The sequence below is a fragment of the Synechococcus sp. PROS-U-1 genome (assembly GCF_014279755.1).
GTDB lineage: Bacteria > Cyanobacteriota > Cyanobacteriia > PCC-6307 > Cyanobiaceae > Parasynechococcus.
The window spans coordinates 2,060,144-2,076,669 of the sequence record NZ_CP047951.1 but is presented as its reverse complement, the minus strand read 5'-3'; the positions used below and the strand labels follow the sequence as shown (position 1 = coordinate 2,076,669).

Below are 16,526 nucleotides of genomic sequence, written 5' to 3'. Positions count from 1 at the left end.
ATTTTATTTTTTTCGCTGTGAGTGGCAATCTATTGCCAGGTGCTTCATATTTTCTTTGTTTTCGTATTGCTAACGATTGTGGTTTTGGATTAGCCGTTTGGCTTGATTTAAGCGACTGCTTTGTGGTGCGTGCTTCAGCATCATCGGTTGTTTCCCACGGTGGTCTCCACGGCTCAGCTGTCGATCGATCCTCTGCAGCAAGCCATCGTGCTTAAGGAGCTGTTGGCTTTGCGTGGTGATGCTGAAGGCAATCCCAGCGATGGATGTGCTTGGACAGGAGATCTCCATGGTGTGTGGCAGCTGCATCGGCATCCATCTTTTTCGGCGCTAGCGCAACAGGTGGCGCTCCATGCCAGGACGTATCTCGATGAAACTGGATTTGCAAAGGACCAAGTTGCGCTGCATTTGCAGCGTTGCTGGCCAGTGATCAGTGAATGGGATCAGGCGATCGGGCGGCACCATCATCCGAATGCCCATCTGAGTGCTGTGCTCTATCTCACAGGCAGTGGTTCAGGTGCGGAGGGTGCACTTCGTTTGCATGCGATGCATCAACCGAATGAGTTGGTGTCTGGCTTGGCGGTGGGCTACGGCGGTCCGATTGTTGAAGACCACCCGATGAACCAGTCCCACTGGGATCTGGCTCCACGACCGGGTTTGCTCGTGCTCTTTCCATCGAGCCTTCACCACAGTGTGTTGCCGAATGCCGACCCCGATGAGCTGCGTTGTTCGATCAGTTTTGATTTCGTGCTGACAGCTCCCGAGCAGGGTGGTTCTCCGGAGTACTTGGCACCTCACCCCAGCCAATGGGCATCTCAGTGAGGACCCCTTTGCCTGAGAGAATGCGACCTCTTCTCTGTTGACACCGGACATGTCCGACGTGGCCACTTACACCGTCCGCGCCGAGTTCGAAGGCGAGAGTCATGTCTTCTCTTGCCGCGCTGACCAAACGGTGCTCAATGCAGCGGAAGCAGCTGGCGTCATGCTCCCCAGCTCCTGCTGCTCCGGCGTCTGCACCACCTGTGCTGCGGTGGTCAGTGAAGGCAGCGTTGAACAGCCCGATGCCATGGGCGTGAAAGGGGAGCTGCAGCAGCAGGGCTACAGCCTGTTGTGTGTGGCCTTCCCGCGCGCTGATCTCACCCTGAAGGCGGGTCAGGAAGATGCCCTCTATGAAGCCCAGTTCGGCCAATATCAGAAGTGAGATTGATCCGCCTGCAGCGGAAGTTCTCCTGGCCTGCTGAGATGCCGTTGAAGGATCTGCGCGGTTGGATTCGACAGCAGCTAGCGGCAGAGGGTGACTTGCTGCGTTGGGCCCTCACCGCGGTCTCTGACGATGCCGATGGAGGCCGAACGATCCAGGTTGAGGCGGTGATCAGCGCATGATCTCGCCGCCGATGCCAACGCTGATGCTGGTGCCCACGGGCATCGGTTGCGACATCGGAGGCTATGCCGGCGATGCTCTGCCCTCAGCACGGTTGCTGGCTGCAGCGAGCGGCTGCCTGATCACCCATCCCAACGTGATGAATGGGGCTTCGCTCTATTGGAGCGATTCCCGCGTGCACTATGTGGAGGGCTACGGCATCGATCGTTTCGCCGTGGGTGAGTGGGTCCTGCGACCGGTGCGGCGGCAGCGGATCGGTTTGCTCCTGGATGCCGGGATTGAAGCGGAGCTGGCCCAGCGTCAGATTCAGGTGGCTGAGGGCTGCCGCGCCAGCTTGGGTTTGGACATCGGCCCGGTGATTTCAACGGATACACCGCTCGAGGTGACGCTCGAGCGCGGTGCCAGTGGCGCCAGCTGGGGGCGATTGGGTTGTCCTGATGCCTTGCTGCGGGCCGGTGAACGGTTGAAGCAGGCGGGGGCGACGGCGATCGCCGTGGTGGCTCGCTTCCCGGAGGATCCGGAGAGTGAAGAGCTGGCCGCCTATCGCCAGGGCAGTGGTGTGGATGCATTGGCTGGTGCTGAAGCGGTGATCAGCCACCTGCTGGTGAAGCAATTGCAGATCCCCTGTGCCCATGCGCCAGCTTTGGACCCGTTGCCCTTGGATCCGCAGCTGGATCCGAGAGCGGCGGGTGAGGAGCTCGGCTACACCTTCCTGGCCTGTGTGCTGGTGGGGCTGAGCCGGGCACCGGATCTGGTGATCGGCGATAGGCAGCCTGGAGATCTCGATGCGGCGCAGTTGGGGGCGGTTGTGGTGCCCGATGGGGCCTTGGGGGGAGAAGCGGTGCTGGCTTGTCTGGCACGGAATGTTCCGCTGATCACGGTGGAGAACCCATCGGTGCTGTCGGTCACGGCCGAGCGGTTGGGGCTTGGCGGGTCTGTTCTGCAAGCGCGCAGCTACGCCGAAGCGGCTGGCTTGTTAACAGCGCTGCGGGAAGGATTGAATCCGGCATCCCTGGGCCGCCCATTGCCTGCGTTGCAACGGTTGGATTGATGCCTGGCGGTTTCGGGGGAACTCTTGATCAGAGCCCATGCCCCTGTGGGGGTGGGGTCTATCGCAGCTGCTGTGAGCCATTGCATCGCGGTGATCAGCGTGCTGAAACGGCTGAACAGTTGATGCGCTCGCGCTATTCAGCCTTTGCCCGCAGGGAGGTGGATTACCTGCTGGCCACCCATCCCGAGCCGAATGTTCCAGAGCAGCAGCGGCGTCGGGCCCTCGAGCGGAGTTGCCGTCAGACCCATTGGCTCGGCTTGACCGTGCTTGCGGTCAGCGCAGGTGGACCAGGGGATCTGGAGGGAACGGTGCAGTTCGAGGCCGGCTACCGCGGTGGGGTGCTCAAGGAAACATCTCTGTTTCGACGTCGAGATGGTGAGGTCGATGGCCCATGGCTCTATGTGGGCGCGCTCAAGCTGCAGGGTTAACGCAGGCAAGCCATCGGATGCCGTGGTGGCACCCCAAGGGCTTTGGCCACGCCGGGGTGGCACACCGATCCCTGCACGGTGTTCAGCCCAGAGAGCAGTTCCGGCCGTTCTGTCACGGCTTCTTCCAGGCCCCGGCCTGCGATGCCCAGGATGTAAGGGAGGGTCACGCTCACCAGGGCTTCGGTTGAGGTGAAGGGCACGGCACCGGGCATGTTGCCCACGGCGTAGTGCTGCACACCGTGAATGGTGACGGTGGGATCGCGATGGGTGGTTTCCTGGCTGGTGGCGATGCAGCCCCCCTGGTCGATCGCCACATCGACGATCACGGACCCCGGGCGCATCTGCTGCACCATTCCCTCATCCACCAGGGTGGGGGCCCGACCGCCGGGGGTGAGCACTGCCCCGATCACCAGATCGGCCGTCGGCACCAAGCGCTCCAGCAGGCCGCGGCTGCTCACCACACTCATCAACCGGCCGCGCCGATCCGCCTCCAGGCTGCGCAGCCGTTGGGGCGAGCGATCGAGCAGCAGCACTTCCGCATCCATGGCAGCGGCCGTGCGTGCGGCGTTCCAGCCCACGGTGCCGGCGCCAAGCACCACCACCCGTGCCGGTTGCACACCGGTGCAGCCCCCCATTAGAACGCCCCTCCCACCGTGAGGTTTTTCCAGCAGGTGGGCGCCCACCTGGGCGGCCAAGCGCCCCGCGATTTCGCTCATCGGTGCCAGCAACGGCAGGCTGCCGTTCTCCAGCTGAACGGTTTCGTAGGCGATGGCGGTGGTGCCCGCTTCCAGCAGAGCTTCCCCGACGCTTGGGTATGCCGCCAGGTGCAGGTAAGTGAACAGAACCATGTCCTGCCGCAGGTAGGCAAATTCCTCCGCCTGTGGTTCCTTCACCTTCACCACCAAATGGGCGCCCCAGGCCTCCTCGCGGCTCACCATCTGTGCACCTGCGGCGGCGAAGGCTTCATCCCCGATTCCCGCTCCAGCCCCGGCTCCGGTTTCGATGCGCACCTCCAAGCCCTGGCTCACCAGCTCCCTCACGGCATCGGGGGTCAGCGCCACGCGCTGCTCATCGAGCTTGATCTCCTTCGGCACACCGATGCTGGCCATCGGGGCCGAGAGGACGGAGGGTGCCATGGCGGCTTCAAGGGGATCCCTTCAATGTGGCTCCGCCACGCGCAACCCGCCACAGCTCAATGGCGCGACTGCTTTAGGCCGCGGCAATCGGCAACCGCCAGCCGCTGCCGAAGGCCTGGGGGCTCACCTTGAGCAACGGTGCCGCTTGCCGCCGCTTGAATTCGGCCCGTTTCAGCAGCCGTTCAACCCGCTCCACCAGGCCTGGATCGTGGCCGGCGGCCACCAGGGTTGCGCAGGAGTGGCGCTCCTGGATTATGGCCTTGAGCAGTGCATCCAGGGCGTCGTAATCGGGCAAAGAGTCGCTGTCTTTTTGGTTGGGCCGTAGCTCGGCGCTGGGGGGTTTGCGTCGAATCGCTTCCCCCACCAGCTCCCCGTGCGTCGGTAGCCCCAGTGCCTTACGGCAGCCCCGGGCTGCGTCGCTGTCGAGCCAGTCGCACAGAGCAAATACGCTGGTTTTGTAGAGATCGCCAATCACCGCTAGCCCGCCGTTCATGTCGCCGTAGAGGGTGCAATAGCCAACGGCTAGCTCTGATTTATTGCCGGTGGTGAGCAGCAATTGGCCCTGTTGATTGGCCACGGCCATCAGCAGGGTGCCGCGAATCCGGGATTGCAGATTTTCCGCTGTCACCCCCTGGGGGTCCTCCCCCAGCGGCGCCCTCAGGGCTTGGTCGTAGCCCTCCATCAGGCCGGCGATGGGCACCGTGTTGGTCTGCAGGCCCAACCGTTGGGCCAAGGCCAAGGCATCGTCGATGGATCCGGCGGAACTCCATGGGGAGGGCATCAGCAGTGCCGACACCGCTTCGTTCCCCAGGGCCGCTGTGGCGATCACTGCCACCAGCGCTGAGTCGATCCCGCCGCTTAACCCGAGCAATGCGCGTTTGAAACCGCATTTTTGGGCATAGTCGCGCACGCCGAGCACAAGAGCTCGGAACAGCCGCTCCAGGGCACTCATTGGCTGGACCTTGATCGGGGCGGGATGATCGCTGTCCCAAAGCGCGAGATGCTCCTCACAGACGGGAAGCTCGAGCTGCACAGCGCCATCGGCCCCCACCACAAAACTGGCCCCGTCGAAGACCAGCTCGTCGTTGCCCCCCACTTGATTGAGATAGATGAGTGGGCAGTTGAGTCGCTGCGCCGCCGCCGTCGCTAACTGTTGGCGCAGGGCGGGCTTGGCGGCATCGAAGGGGGAGGCCGCCAGATTGATCAGCAGATCTGGCTGTTCGGGGATCAATTGATCAATGGGGTCCGGTCCGGCCAGGCGCTCGCGCTGCAAGCCGTCATCCACCCAGAGGTCTTCGCAGATGGTGAGCCCCAGCCGCTCACCGCCCGGCAGGGTTAAGAGACAGGGTCCGTCGCCAGGACGGAAGTAGCGACGCTCATCAAAGACGTCGTAAGTGGGAAGTAGTTGTTTGTGGGCAATCGGCCGCCAGCCCAGGCGATTGACGAGCACCACACCGTTCAGCAGCCGCGGGCTGCGGGCATCTGCGACTGGTAGTGCTGCACCCACCAAAAGCGTGACGCTGCTGCTGAGTTGGTTCACCAGCCACTGCAGGACCGACTCCTGCTGCTGGATGCGGCTGGGCTCGAGCAACTGGTCCCGGGGGGGATAGCCCCAGAGGGAGAGTTCCGGTGTGAGCACCAGTTCTGCGTTCTGTTGTTCCGCCTTCCGCACGGCATCAAGGATCCGTGCAGCATTCCCGTTGAAGTCCCCGACAACGGGGTTGAGTTGGGCCAGGGCGATGCGCATCAGCAGAGGCTTCCCGAGAGGCCATAGAGATTGTGCTGGAGCAACAGCGGCCAGACTGATTCCGGGATTTCAGCCACGTTGGGTTGACGGCGCAGTTGTGAACTGGCGGTGGCGGGAACCTTTAGATCCAGCAGCTCCACCCGTCCGCCGAGATCCCGCAGCGCCTGCAGATTGGCGTTTTCGATCGGCCAGCCCTTGCGTGGGGCGATCGCCAAGCGGCACTGCGGCAGCCAGTCATCGCTCTGTTTCCAACGGGGAATCTGGCCGGCAAGATCGCTGCCCACCACAAACACCAGCTCCCGATCGGGCCAATGCTGGGCGGCCCGCTGCAAGGTGATCAAGGTGTATGGGCTGCTCAGATGCTGGGCCAGCTCCAGCCGTTCGTCCTGCAGTTGCTCCACCAGCTGGCCGAGCAGCATCGCTCGCAAGGTGAGGGGAGCATCGTGCTGTTTCAGGGGGTTATCGCTGGCCCAGGTCGCCACCTGCCCGTAGCGGTTCAGCAGCCCCTCCAGCAGCACCTGATGGCCCCGGGTGGGTGGATCGGCACTGGTGCCCAGCAAGGCGATGGCAGCAGCAGTCATCTCAGGGCAGCAGCGGTTGGGGATCCTGCTCCAGGGCTTTCGGCCAGCGCAACAGCCAGTGATGCACCACGGGATCCCGGTCGGCTAGGCGTCGCAGCAGGGCCCCGGGTTGACCGCCGCGGTGCCGCAGCAATTGCTGCGCCACCAGCCGTCCTGTTCGGCGGCTGGCATGAACCGCAAGGGCCGCTTGGGCGAGGGCCACGGGGGCGGCCGGGGCCAGACTCCCGCCCCCGCTGACGGGCATCAGGAGCAGGAGTGCCTGCTTGAGAGCCGCTAGGCCGAGCTGAACACCGCCCAGGAGGGCGTTATGGCTGGAGAGTCGGGTGAGCAGCAGTCGTGCGGCCGCTGGCGTCATCGGCAGGTTGTAAAGGCGGCTGAGCTGCAGCACTAGGGCGGTGTCGCAGGCCATGCCTCCCGCCATATCCAGAGCCAGTACAGGGTTGACGGCCACACCGGTGGCTTTGGCGGCCGCGTAGCGGCCGATCAGGCTCTGGGCCGTGCGGCGGTGCTGTTGCAGCCGGAGCTGTTGGCAGGCTCCCTGGAAGCGGTCGGCCTGCCGCAGCGACTGAATGGCCAGCAACAGGCTGCCTTCGTTCTCCAGCTGCTGGCAGAGCTGCTCTCGCAGGTTCTGCACTTGTGGTGTCGTGATCGTGCTGCGAACCCGGCCATCGGCTTGGATCTGAGGGCTGCGAGGTGCAGCCGCCGCAGCGGTGATCGGGAGATTCACCGGCAGGCGGGCACGGATGCTGCGGAGCAGCGCAGTGCGCTCTTGTTCCGGCCAGCGGTCGCTGCGGTTCAGCACCACCTGCAGGGGCTTTCCGGTGGCCAGAAGTGTGGTCAAGGCTTCCAGGTCGCCCCGGGTCAGGTCGCTGTCTACCACCAGCAGAACCAGGTCGGCTCCCATGGCCACGCGGGAGGCCAAACGAGCCCGTCCGGCGGCATTGATTTCATCAATGCCGGGTGTGTCCACCAGCTCCACCTTTGTGAGCCCTGCAATCTCAACCGGCCAGGCCACCGCCTGTTGACGCCGGGTGCTGCCGTGGGCGACATCCGTCTCCAGCAGCGGGCGTTGGATCAAGGCATTGATCAGGCTGGACTTGCCGACTCCCACGCGACCAAACAGGGCGATGCGCAGGCGCCGTTGCTGGAGTCGATGCAGCTGACGATCCAGAAGCTGTAATTCACCCCCGAGCAGTCCCTGTTCCCGGGCGCTCAGCTGCAGCTGGCTGCGCCAGTGCTCGAGCAGCAGCTGGCAGCGTCCAACGGTGTGGGGCGGGGTGGCTTCCATCCCGCTCATGCTGCCGGCTTGCGCCACCAGCCGGCCAGCACCGCCAGCACCGATTCGGCGCCGATCACGCCGACAAATCCTCCGAATTCATCCACAACCACGCGCACGCCGCCGCTGTCGCGCCGGAACCCCGTCAGCAGCCGATCGGCCCGGATCATTTCTGGCACATACTCCACCGCTTCGCAGAGGTCGACGGGGGTGAGCAGTCCACGGTTTTCCAGCAGAGCGGTGAGCATCCGTTCGCGGCTTGCTACCCCGAGCACCTTGTCCACCTGATCGCCGAGGACCACCCACCAGGGGTCGTTGTTGCTCATCAGTTGGGCCCGCTGGGCTTCGATACTCAGGCTCCCGTCCAGGGTGGGAGCCGCAACCCGCGGCGTCATCAGGTCACGGGCGGTGAGATCGTTCAGCTGAAACACCTTGCCGATCATCGCGGCTTCGTCGGCTTCAATTTCTCCCTTTTGCGAGCCAAGGCGAGCCAGCAGACGGATCTCCTCTTCGTTGGTGCTCAGTTCCGCTTCCGCGGTAATGGCCGGCAGCATGCGCTCCAGCAGCAGCACCAATGGTCGCAGGGCCAATCCGAGCCAATGCAGCAGTGGCGCACTGGTCAGGGCCACCGGCAGAGCCAGGCGGCTGCCAAGAGCTTTGGGCAGAATTTCCCCCAGCAGGATCACCAGCACGGTGAGGCCGACTGAGAACACCGGTAGGGCGGCGCCGCTGATGTTGCGTTGCTCGAACACCCAGGCGGCATAACCGCCCAGCATCAGGCTTCCGAAAATATTGAAACCGTTGTTGGCGATGACCAAGGCGGAGAGGGTTCGGCCGAGGCGCTGCCGCAATTGCGCAAGGCGTCGCGCACCTGGAATAGGCCTTTCTCGTGCGGCTAGCTCATGCACGCGAATTGGACTCACCGTGAGGAGTGCGGCTTCCACGCCCGAACAGAGAGCTGAGCCCAACAGCACCACCAAAACAAGCAGCGACAGCACCAGTAGGTCCGAGTTGGGCGCCATCCGGCGGGATCCTCCAGTCGACTTACTCTATCGATGCTTGCAGGACATTCCAGCCGTGAAAAAGGCCTTGATTACTGGGATCACGGGCCAGGACGGAAGCTATTTGGCTGAGCTTCTCCTCGAGAAGGGATATGAAGTGCATGGCATCAAACGTCGAGCTAGCAGTTTCAATACCAGCCGGATTGATCATCTGTATCAAGATCCCCATGAGGCTGACCCCAGGCTGGTTCTTCACTACGGCGATCTCACCGACAGCACCAATCTGATCCGGATTATTCAGCAGGTTCAGCCTGACGAGATTTATAACCTCGGGGCTCAGAGTCATGTGGCGGTGAGTTTCGAAGCTCCGGAATACACCGCCAATAGTGATGCTCTGGGAACGCTTCGGATCCTCGAGGCTGTTCGAATTTTGGGTTTGACTGAAAAAACTCGGATTTATCAGGCCAGCACGAGTGAGCTTTATGGCCTGGTTCAGGAAACTCCTCAGAAGGAATCAACGCCTTTCTATCCCCGCAGCCCTTACGGCGTTGCGAAGTTGTACGCCTATTGGATCACGGTGAATTACCGCGAGTCTTATGGCATGTATGCCTGCAATGGCGTTCTGTTCAATCACGAAAGTCCGCGTCGTGGTGAAACATTCGTGACCCGCAAGATCACCCGCGGTCTCTGCCGAATTGATGCGGGTTTGGAGCAGTGCATCCACATGGGCAACCTTGATTCCAAAAGGGACTGGGGCCACGCGCGGGACTACGTGGAGATGCAGTGGCGGATGCTCCAGCAGGACAGCCCCGAGGATTTTGTGATCGCCACGGGGCGTCAGGAAACCGTGCGGCGGTTCATTGAACTCACGGCTGAAAAGATCGGTTGGGGCGGTATCGACTGGGATGGCGACGGTGTCGAAGAGATCGGTCGCCGGGCCGATACCAATGATGTTGTCGTGCGGATCGATCCCCGCTATTTCAGACCGGCGGAAGTGGAGACGCTCTTAGGTGATCCCACCAAGGCCAAGGAGAAGCTGGGGTGGACCCCCACCACAACCTTGGAAGAGCTGGTGGCCGACATGGTGGACAACGACCGGCAGGAAGCACAAAAAGAGGCTTATCTGCGACGCAAGGGTTTCGATGTGGTCGGAGCCCACGAATGATGCTGATCTCCGCGGAGGATCGAATTGCGGTGTTTGGTAGCCGCGGCATGGCCGGGAGCGCCATTTGTCGCACATTGCAAGCCCGTGGCTATCGACAGCTCCTCACGCCTTCACGCGTTGAGCTTGATTGCCTCAATCGTGAAGCGGTCGAGCGCTGGATGCATCACCACAATCCGGATGTGGTGGTTTTGGCCGCAGCTCGGGTTGGCGGTATTCAGGCCAACAACAACTTTCCGGCTGATTTCCTGCTGGACAACCTCAAGATCCAAACCAATGTGATCGAGGCGGCTTGGGCCACCGCTGCGCGGCGGCTGCTGTTTCTGGGTAGCAGTTGCATCTATCCGAAGTTCGCAGACCAACCGATTCGCGAAGAGGCGCTGCTTACAGGGCCACTCGAGCCCACCAATGAGTGGTATGCCATCGCCAAGATCAGCGGCATCAAGCTGTGTGAGGCCCTGCGTCGCCAGCACGGCTTCGACGCCATCAGCCTGATGCCGACCAATCTTTACGGCACGGGGGACAACTACCACCCCACCAACAGCCATGTGCTTCCGGCCCTGCTGCGCCGCTTCCATGAGGCCAAGACCCGCGGCGATGCGTCGGTGACCTGTTGGGGCAGCGGCACTCCGCTGCGGGAGTTTTTGCACGCCGATGACTTGGGTGCAGCCTGTGTGTTCGCTTTGGAGCACTGGAGTGCCTTGGCGGAGGATGCCCCTTGCGACGATTCCGGGCAGCCTCTGGCTTTTCTGAATGTGGGCACGGGTATCGATCTCTCCATTCGTGAGCTGGCGGAAAAAGTTGGGGCCACGGTTGGGTTTGAAGGGGAGCTTGTGTGGGATACCACCAAGCCGGATGGAACGCCTAAGAAGCAACTCGAGGTGAGTCGGCTGCGCGCTATGGGATGGGAATCAAGAATTCCTTTGAATCTTGGACTTGCGCTCGCTTACAAGGATTACTGCAAGACACTTGAAACCAATCGCTTGCGTGGCTGAACAATTCGGTCAAAGTGTTGGACGTCAAAATGTTGATGCGTTGATTTCTTGTCAGGAGGATTTCGAATCCTGCTTGCTTTTAGAGGATTTCAACGGAGCACTGGTCAGCCTCAGAAGGCTATGCCTCAGAGAGGATTTAGGAGTCGACTGTTTTCGGAATCTTGGCCTTCTTTATCAATTTTGTGGGCGACTTGATTGTTCCTTGCGATCTCTCCTCTGTGCGTTGCACATTGATGGTTCGCATGCTTCGTCGCACTACACGCTCTCCAAGCAAATTAGGTATCAAGAATATCCTTTTCTGGCTGAGAGGCTCAAGGGTATTGATGCTGAATCGTACGTAAGCTATGAAGATCGAATTAAGATTTGCTTTGCCAAATCAAATCTTTTTCATCAGTATGGTGATTATGAAGCTTCTGCTTGCTGGCTGGAGCGTGGTAATGGGCTGAGGCTTTTGGAGGCTGGTTCTGACCTTCGCCAAACCCAAGCTATTGGTGATTTTCGAGCGGGCTTGGTGAGTCAATGTCCCGTCGATGGTCATGAGCCAGGCCTTGATGAAGGCCGCGGATTGATTTTTGTGGTGGGTCTTCCGCGTTGCGGTTCGACTCTTCTGGATGCCATCCTTTGCATGTCAGAGAAGGTGGGTGACCTTGGGGAGTGTTCGGAGTTCGAGAAAGCCGTTGCCGTCAGAATTCATTTGGGTTGGGGGGAGAATAGTCTCAAATTACTTGGAAAGGACTACCTCGAGGCAGTAAGAAAGCGTCGGCAAGACAAGTATTTGGTTGATAAAAGTCTTTTTAATTTCATTAATATTGATTTGATTGCGCAATGCTTCCCGCGGGCAAAGATCATTCATTGCAGGAGAAATCCTTTTGCTCATGCGTTGTCCCTTTATCGAGCAAATATTTTTCCTGGAAGTACATTTTCTTCAAGCTTGGAGGATATAGCGGAAATGATTATTTACGAAAGAAGGTTGGTCTCTGTTTTTTCGGAAAAGTTTCCAGGCAGGATTTTTCCTCTCAAATATGAGGAAATGGTTTCTGATCCATCATCTGTTTTGCGTGATCTTGTTGAGTGGCTTGAGTTGCCCTGGACTGATGATTTTCTTGGTCACCATCGGTCAGGTTTGGTCACTCAGACTGCAAGTCGTGTTCAGGTTCGCCGTCCGATCGGTTCTCAATCGCTTGAGCTTTGGCGGAATTATTCAAGAATGCTTCGACCCATGAAGCAGGCCCTCTGGCAATCCATGGATGTTTTGGATCTGTTCTGAGTCGGCTTTTGAGCTAATGGTTTTTTAGAGTTTCTAGGCGTTGATTTGTCGGCTGATGAGTTGCTTTGAAGTTGAGCTGTTCGCTGCCCGCCGCGAGCGGTTCCTGGAGCAACTCGGTGCAGCCGCTGCGGTGATTCCTGCTGCGGCGCTGGCGACCCATCACGCCGACTGCGAGTGGCCCTTCCGGCAGGACAGCGATTTCTTCTACCTCACGGGGTTTGATGAACCGGATGCGGTGGCCTTGCTCCTGCCGCATCGGCCCGAGGGCGAGCGCTTTGTGCTGTTTGTGCAGCCCAAGGATCCGGCGGCCGAAGTATGGACCGGCTTCCGCTGGGGGACCGAGGGAGCGGTTGAGCGCTATGGGGCGGACATGGCCCATCCTCTGGATCGGCTGGGCGAAAAGCTGCCGGAGTACCTCGCTGGTGCTGAAGCGATTGCCTTCCGTGTGGGCCGCCATCCATCTGTGGAGTCGCTGGTTCTCTCGGCCTGGGGGCGACAGCTCGACACCTATGCCCGCACGGGGACGGCGGCCCTGGGTCTGGTGGCACCAACCCCGATCCTGCATCGCCTGCGCCTGCGCAAGGAGCCCCACGAGCTGGAGCGTCTACGGGAAGCCTGCCGGATCTCCGCCGAAGCCCACGAGCTTGCGCGATCCATCACCCGCCCTGGCATGAACGAGGCCGAGGTGCAGGCGGCGATGGAGGCGCACTTCCGTAGCCATGGGGCCCGCGGCCCCGCCTATGGCTCCATCGTGGCCGGCGGCGATAACGCCTGCGTGCTGCACTACACCGCCAACACGGCTCCGCTTCAGGACGGCGATTTGCTCCTGATCGATGCTGGCTGTTCGCTGGAGGATTACTACAACGGCGACATCACCCGCACCTTCCCCGTGAATGGCCGTTTCACGGCGGAACAGCGGGAGCTTTACAGCCTTGTGCTGGAAGCGCAGCAAGCCGCGGTTGCTGTCGTGGCCCCAGGAGGCACCGCGGAGGCGGTTCACGCCAAAGCCCTGCGCGTGCTTGTGGAAGGGCTGGTGGATCTGGGCCTGCTGATCGGGGACGTGGACGGAATTATCGATCGGGGCGACTATCGGCATCTGTACATGCATCGCACCGGCCATTGGTTGGGATTGGATGTGCATGACGTGGGGGCTTATCGGCTCGGTGAGCAACCCGCTCCGCTGGAGCCGGGCATGGTGCTCACGGTGGAGCCTGGCCTTTACGTCAGTGATCGCCTCAGCGTGCCGGAGGGTCAGCCGGAGATCGACGATCGCTGGAAAGGCATCGGCATCCGCATCGAGGACGATGTCGCCGTCAGCGAGACCGGCCATGAGGTGCTCACCTCAGACGCCCTAAAAAGCGTTGCTGCGATGGAACGCTGACCCTGTCAGCTCACCACCTGCAAGGCCACCCAGACCACGCCGACGGTGAGCAGCATCAGACCGTCCAGTTCGCTGACGCGGCCGCTGATCGGCCGCACCAGAATCAGCGTCAGCACCAGCAGCACCGATTCGAGTGGATCCAGCCCGAGGATCACATCAGTGTTTGTGAATTCGCCGATTGCCAGAACCGCCGGCACCGTGAGACAGAGGGTCGAGAGGGACGACCCATAGAGAGTGTTGAGTGAACGCTGCAACTCTCCTTTCCCAGCGGCCTGAAAAGCATTGAGCGCTTCCGGTGCGACCACCAGCAAGCCCACGAGCAGGCCGCCGAGGGAACTGGGCAAACCAAGATCGTTGATCCCTGTTTCGATCAGCGTCCCCATCGATTCCGCGATCAGCACCAGCACCAGCAGCCCAGCCGCCATTAGAGCTCCGTTCTTCAGGATCGATCCCTCGGCTTCGTCCGGGGGAGTGGGGGCCTCCGCAGTGCTGTCCGCGAGGGAGAGGGACCCGGAGGTTTGTTGCTGAGCGGTATCGAGAAACAGGTTGCGGTAACGGCCAACCTGGCCGCGCAGAAAAATCGCGTAGAGGCTGATCGAAACGAACGTCAGCAGCCAATTGATCGGCAGGGAGTAGTTGGCTTCGAGGCTGTCTTGACTGAAGTTGGGAAGCACCAGCGCAAGAACGCTCATGGTGGTGATCAGGTTGATGTAGGCACTTGAACCGCTCTGGTTCACCGCCGCTAGGTCTTCCGGCTGCATGGGTTGGGTTCGCCCCTGTCTCTGAACCCTGGCGGCCACGATCACTGTCACGCCTTTGACCCCCGTGAGCACGATCATCAGCACCGAGAACATCGAGTCGCGGGCCAGGGTCGGGTTGCTGTCTCCCGTCAGCATCGTGGAGGCGATCAAGGCCAGTTCAATCACGATCACGGACCCTGTCAGCACAAGGGTCCCCAGGGGCTCCCCGAGCCGCTCTGCCAGTTGATCGGCATGGTGCGCCACCCCCCGCGCCATCAACAGCACCAGCACACTGAGCAGCCCGAGGCCCGTGAGGACGGGTAGGGCGGGCTGCAGCAGTAGCCAGTCGAGGACTGTTGTGGTCTCGAGGCCAATCAGGGCCACGATCCCAATCAGGAGAGGAGTTTCGCGGAAGACGGCCGTCCTCATGGCGTGACTCCCTCCCAGTTCAGCAGCGCTGCGGTGCTGTTCAGCACAAGATCAGCGCCGGCCTCCATCAGCTGTTGTTCATAGATCGTGCGCGCCGGTGCCTGCTCTTCGCTTTGCAGGTGAGGTGGCACCACCGCAAGACTGACGAACTGTTGTTCTGGCCAGCGTTTTCGGGCTTGAACCACGGTGTGCACATCGGCCACGGTGTCACCGAGATAAGCCACCTGCGCTTCCTCGGTGTCTGCTCCCAGGGCCTTGGCCAGGTGGATCAACCCTGTCGGGTCTGGTTTGTCGGGGGCATCGCCCATGGCGATCAAGGGCGGATCCTGGAGCCCAAGGCGTTGCTGAAGGACGAAGCGTGCCGAGGCCGGCTCAGCACCGCTCACGAACCCCCAGCGCACCTTCTGCTGGGAAAGCGTGGTGAAGAGGCTGGCGTTCACCAGTAGGGGCTCATCGCCGATGAACCCAGTCCACTGGCTGGGGTCTCCCTCCGGATCTCCCCCGAAGTAGAAGCCGCTGAACACATCAATCAGCGCGGTCCGATCCGGTAGCTCGGCACCATGGCGACGCAGCAGTTCAAGGCTGCAGTCCCAGTCGTTGTTCCAGGCGCCTTCGGCCTTCAGCGCATCGATGGCATCGGCGCTGGGCTGCCAACCGCAGTAGTGCTGCACGGTGCATTGGAGGGCCCGTCGGTAACTGCCAGAGACATCGCGGATCACACCATCGATGTCGAACAGCAGGATGGTTGGAGATCCCAGAACGTCTGATGGTGAGCGGCTGGTAGGTTAGTTGTTTGTATTTCTGTCTTGAGCGCTGACACCATGACGGTCACCGAAGGCGCTGCCCCCACCGACCAGGAGGTCGCGACTCCGTCCGCCGACGCGGCTGAAGGCGCCACCCAGGCAGCTGAAACCACTGAAAAGCCAGAAGCCACTGAAAAGCCTGAGGCCACTGAAAAGCCTGAAGCCAGCGAGGGTGAAGGTCGTCCTGTACTGAAGGGTGCGGCCGCGGCTCTGGCCACGGCCACCATTGATGCCGATGGTGTCCCCTCTGGCTACACCCCCAAGGCCGATGAGGGCCGCTTCCTTCTGAAGATCCTCTGGCTTCCCGACAACGTCGCCCTTGCGGTTGATCAGATTGTTGGCGGTGGCCCGAGTCCACTCACCTCCTATTTCTTCTGGCCCCGTGAGGACGCCTGGGAAAGTTTGAAGACTGAGCTGGAAGGCAAGAGCTGGATCACCGACAACGAGCGGGTTGAAGTGCTGAACCAGGCCACTGAAGTGATCAACTACTGGCAGGAAGAAGGCAAAGGCAAGAGCCTCGACGAGGCCAAGGTCAAGTTCCCCGATGTCACTTTCTGCGGTACCGCTTGATTTCGGTTCGTTTGATTGTCGATTCAAACCTGCCTTCGGGCAGGTTTTTTTATGCCTTCCCGATGAGTGGAGTGATCGGATCACCCTTCACAAGGTCCACCATAAAAAAAGCCAGGGACGGAGCCCCTGGCGCTTTGGAATTCATCTGATTTCGGATGAATTTAGTCGGCAGTTTTGCTGGCTTGCAGGCGGGCCCGAGCTTCATTCAGCTCTTGCTGTGCCTTGAGCTTTTCCGGAGAAGCCGGTTGGCCTTCCATGCCAGCTACCACGGTGGAGGCCTTCTGGAAGGCGGCTTCGGCGGCACCGGCATCTATGGAATTGCCCAGTTCGGCCTTGTTGACCAAAACGGTGACTTCATCAGCGTCCACCTCGGCGAAACCCCCCATCAGAGCGATGGAGTTCCAGGCACCGTTGGCTCGCACGCGCAGAACACCGATGTCAATGGCGGTGAGCAGCGAAATGTGGCCGGGCAGGATGCCGAGTTGACCGGTGGTACTTGGCAGGATCACCTCGTCGGCGCTGCCATCAAAGACGTTCTGGTCTGTTGCCAGCACGCGGAGGGTGAGGGACATGAACCTTGG

General features: G+C 61.0%; 18 protein-coding genes. 10 read left to right on the top strand and 8 right to left on the bottom strand.

Going from position 1 to position 16,526, the window contains the following annotated elements; translation table 11 throughout:
- Positions 1-129 precede the first annotated feature (129 nt).
- Genes SynPROSU1_RS11325 through SynPROSU1_RS11305 form a run of 5 tightly spaced genes read left to right on the top strand, consistent with a single transcriptional unit; the run spans position 130 to position 2,857 of the window.
- Positions 130-819 carry a TIGR02466 family protein gene (locus tag SynPROSU1_RS11325; RefSeq protein WP_186570592.1) on the top strand — a complete coding sequence of 230 codons (690 nt, stop codon included), beginning with the start codon at positions 130-132 and terminating at the stop codon, positions 817-819.
- A 49-nt stretch (positions 820-868) separates the two neighbouring features.
- A complete protein-coding gene (locus SynPROSU1_RS11320; protein WP_304623044.1) occupies positions 869-1,198 on the top strand; it encodes a 2Fe-2S iron-sulfur cluster-binding protein in 330 nt (109 codons plus the stop codon).
- A 41-nt stretch (positions 1,199-1,239) separates the two neighbouring features.
- Positions 1,240-1,380 (top strand): hypothetical protein, encoded by a 141-nt coding sequence (locus tag SynPROSU1_RS11315; protein WP_255444660.1) that lies wholly within the window; start codon positions 1,240-1,242, stop codon positions 1,378-1,380.
- Positions 1,377-2,429: a DUF3326 domain-containing protein gene (locus tag SynPROSU1_RS11310; RefSeq protein WP_186570590.1), complete on the top strand. Its 1,053-nt coding sequence runs from the start codon at positions 1,377-1,379 to the stop codon at positions 2,427-2,429. The genes SynPROSU1_RS11315 and SynPROSU1_RS11310 overlap by 4 nt, the downstream gene beginning before the upstream one ends.
- Positions 2,429-2,857, top strand: a complete 429-nt coding sequence (locus SynPROSU1_RS11305) for a YchJ family protein (protein WP_186570589.1) — start codon at positions 2,429-2,431, stop codon at positions 2,855-2,857. Before SynPROSU1_RS11310 ends, SynPROSU1_RS11305 begins: the two co-directional genes overlap by 1 nt.
- Here the strand turns inward: SynPROSU1_RS11305 and ald are convergent.
- The 5 genes from ald to SynPROSU1_RS11280 form a co-directional block, all read right to left on the bottom strand.
- Positions 2,854-3,993 (bottom strand): alanine dehydrogenase, encoded by a 1,140-nt coding sequence (gene ald, locus SynPROSU1_RS11300; protein ID WP_186570588.1) that lies wholly within the window; start codon positions 3,991-3,993, stop codon positions 2,854-2,856. The genes SynPROSU1_RS11305 and ald overlap by 4 nt on opposite strands.
- Before the next feature lie 73 nt (positions 3,994-4,066).
- On the bottom strand, positions 4,067-5,740 hold the full coding sequence (locus SynPROSU1_RS11295; protein WP_186570587.1) for an NAD+ synthase: 1,674 nt from the start codon (positions 5,738-5,740) through the stop codon (positions 4,067-4,069).
- Positions 5,740-6,321 (bottom strand): nicotinate-nucleotide adenylyltransferase, encoded by a 582-nt coding sequence (locus SynPROSU1_RS11290; protein WP_186570586.1) that lies wholly within the window; start codon positions 6,319-6,321, stop codon positions 5,740-5,742. Before SynPROSU1_RS11290 ends, SynPROSU1_RS11295 begins: the two co-directional genes overlap by 1 nt.
- Position 6,322: 1 nt before the next feature.
- A complete protein-coding gene (locus SynPROSU1_RS11285; RefSeq protein ID WP_186572373.1) occupies positions 6,323-7,618 on the bottom strand; it encodes a GTP-binding protein in 1,296 nt (431 codons plus the stop codon).
- The gene (locus tag SynPROSU1_RS11280) at positions 7,615-8,619 is read right to left on the bottom strand and encodes a CNNM domain-containing protein (RefSeq protein WP_186570585.1); all 1,005 of its coding nucleotides are present in this window, start codon (positions 8,617-8,619) and stop codon (positions 7,615-7,617) included. Before SynPROSU1_RS11280 ends, SynPROSU1_RS11285 begins: the two co-directional genes overlap by 4 nt.
- Positions 8,620-8,656: 37 nt before the next feature.
- On the opposite strand from SynPROSU1_RS11280, the gene gmd reads away from it, so the two are divergent.
- Genes gmd through SynPROSU1_RS11260 form a run of 4 tightly spaced genes read left to right on the top strand, consistent with a single transcriptional unit; the run spans position 8,657 to position 13,403 of the window.
- Positions 8,657-9,763 carry a GDP-mannose 4,6-dehydratase gene (gmd, locus tag SynPROSU1_RS11275; protein ID WP_255444659.1) on the top strand — a complete coding sequence of 369 codons (1,107 nt, stop codon included), beginning with the start codon at positions 8,657-8,659 and terminating at the stop codon, positions 9,761-9,763.
- Positions 9,760-10,755: a GDP-L-fucose synthase gene (locus SynPROSU1_RS11270; RefSeq protein WP_186570584.1), complete on the top strand. Its 996-nt coding sequence runs from the start codon at positions 9,760-9,762 to the stop codon at positions 10,753-10,755. The genes gmd and SynPROSU1_RS11270 overlap by 4 nt, the downstream gene beginning before the upstream one ends.
- Positions 10,748-12,022 (top strand): sulfotransferase, encoded by a 1,275-nt coding sequence (locus SynPROSU1_RS11265; protein WP_186570583.1) that lies wholly within the window; start codon positions 10,748-10,750, stop codon positions 12,020-12,022. Before SynPROSU1_RS11270 ends, SynPROSU1_RS11265 begins: the two co-directional genes overlap by 8 nt.
- 55 nt (positions 12,023-12,077) lie before the next feature.
- Positions 12,078-13,403: an aminopeptidase P N-terminal domain-containing protein gene (locus SynPROSU1_RS11260; RefSeq protein ID WP_186570582.1), complete on the top strand. Its 1,326-nt coding sequence runs from the start codon at positions 12,078-12,080 to the stop codon at positions 13,401-13,403.
- A 5-nt stretch (positions 13,404-13,408) separates the two neighbouring features.
- On the opposite strand, the gene SynPROSU1_RS11255 is transcribed toward SynPROSU1_RS11260, so the two are convergent.
- Positions 13,409-14,572 (bottom strand): calcium:proton antiporter, encoded by a 1,164-nt coding sequence (locus SynPROSU1_RS11255; protein ID WP_186570581.1) that lies wholly within the window; start codon positions 14,570-14,572, stop codon positions 13,409-13,411.
- Positions 14,569-15,291 carry a TIGR01548 family HAD-type hydrolase gene (locus SynPROSU1_RS11250; protein WP_255444658.1) on the bottom strand — a complete coding sequence of 241 codons (723 nt, stop codon included), beginning with the start codon at positions 15,289-15,291 and terminating at the stop codon, positions 14,569-14,571. The genes SynPROSU1_RS11255 and SynPROSU1_RS11250 overlap by 4 nt, the downstream gene beginning before the upstream one ends.
- A gap of 102 nt (positions 15,292-15,393) precedes the next feature.
- Between SynPROSU1_RS11250 and SynPROSU1_RS11245 the strand changes: the two genes are divergently transcribed.
- Positions 15,394-15,945, top strand: a complete 552-nt coding sequence (locus tag SynPROSU1_RS11245) for a 30S ribosomal protein PSRP-3 (protein WP_186570580.1) — start codon at positions 15,394-15,396, stop codon at positions 15,943-15,945.
- 161 nt (positions 15,946-16,106) lie between these two features.
- Here the strand turns inward: SynPROSU1_RS11245 and atpC are convergent, their stop codons facing one another.
- Positions 16,107-16,517 (bottom strand): ATP synthase F1 subunit epsilon, encoded by a 411-nt coding sequence (gene atpC / locus SynPROSU1_RS11240; RefSeq protein ID WP_186570579.1) that lies wholly within the window; start codon positions 16,515-16,517, stop codon positions 16,107-16,109.
- Positions 16,518-16,526: the final 9 nt, after the last annotated feature.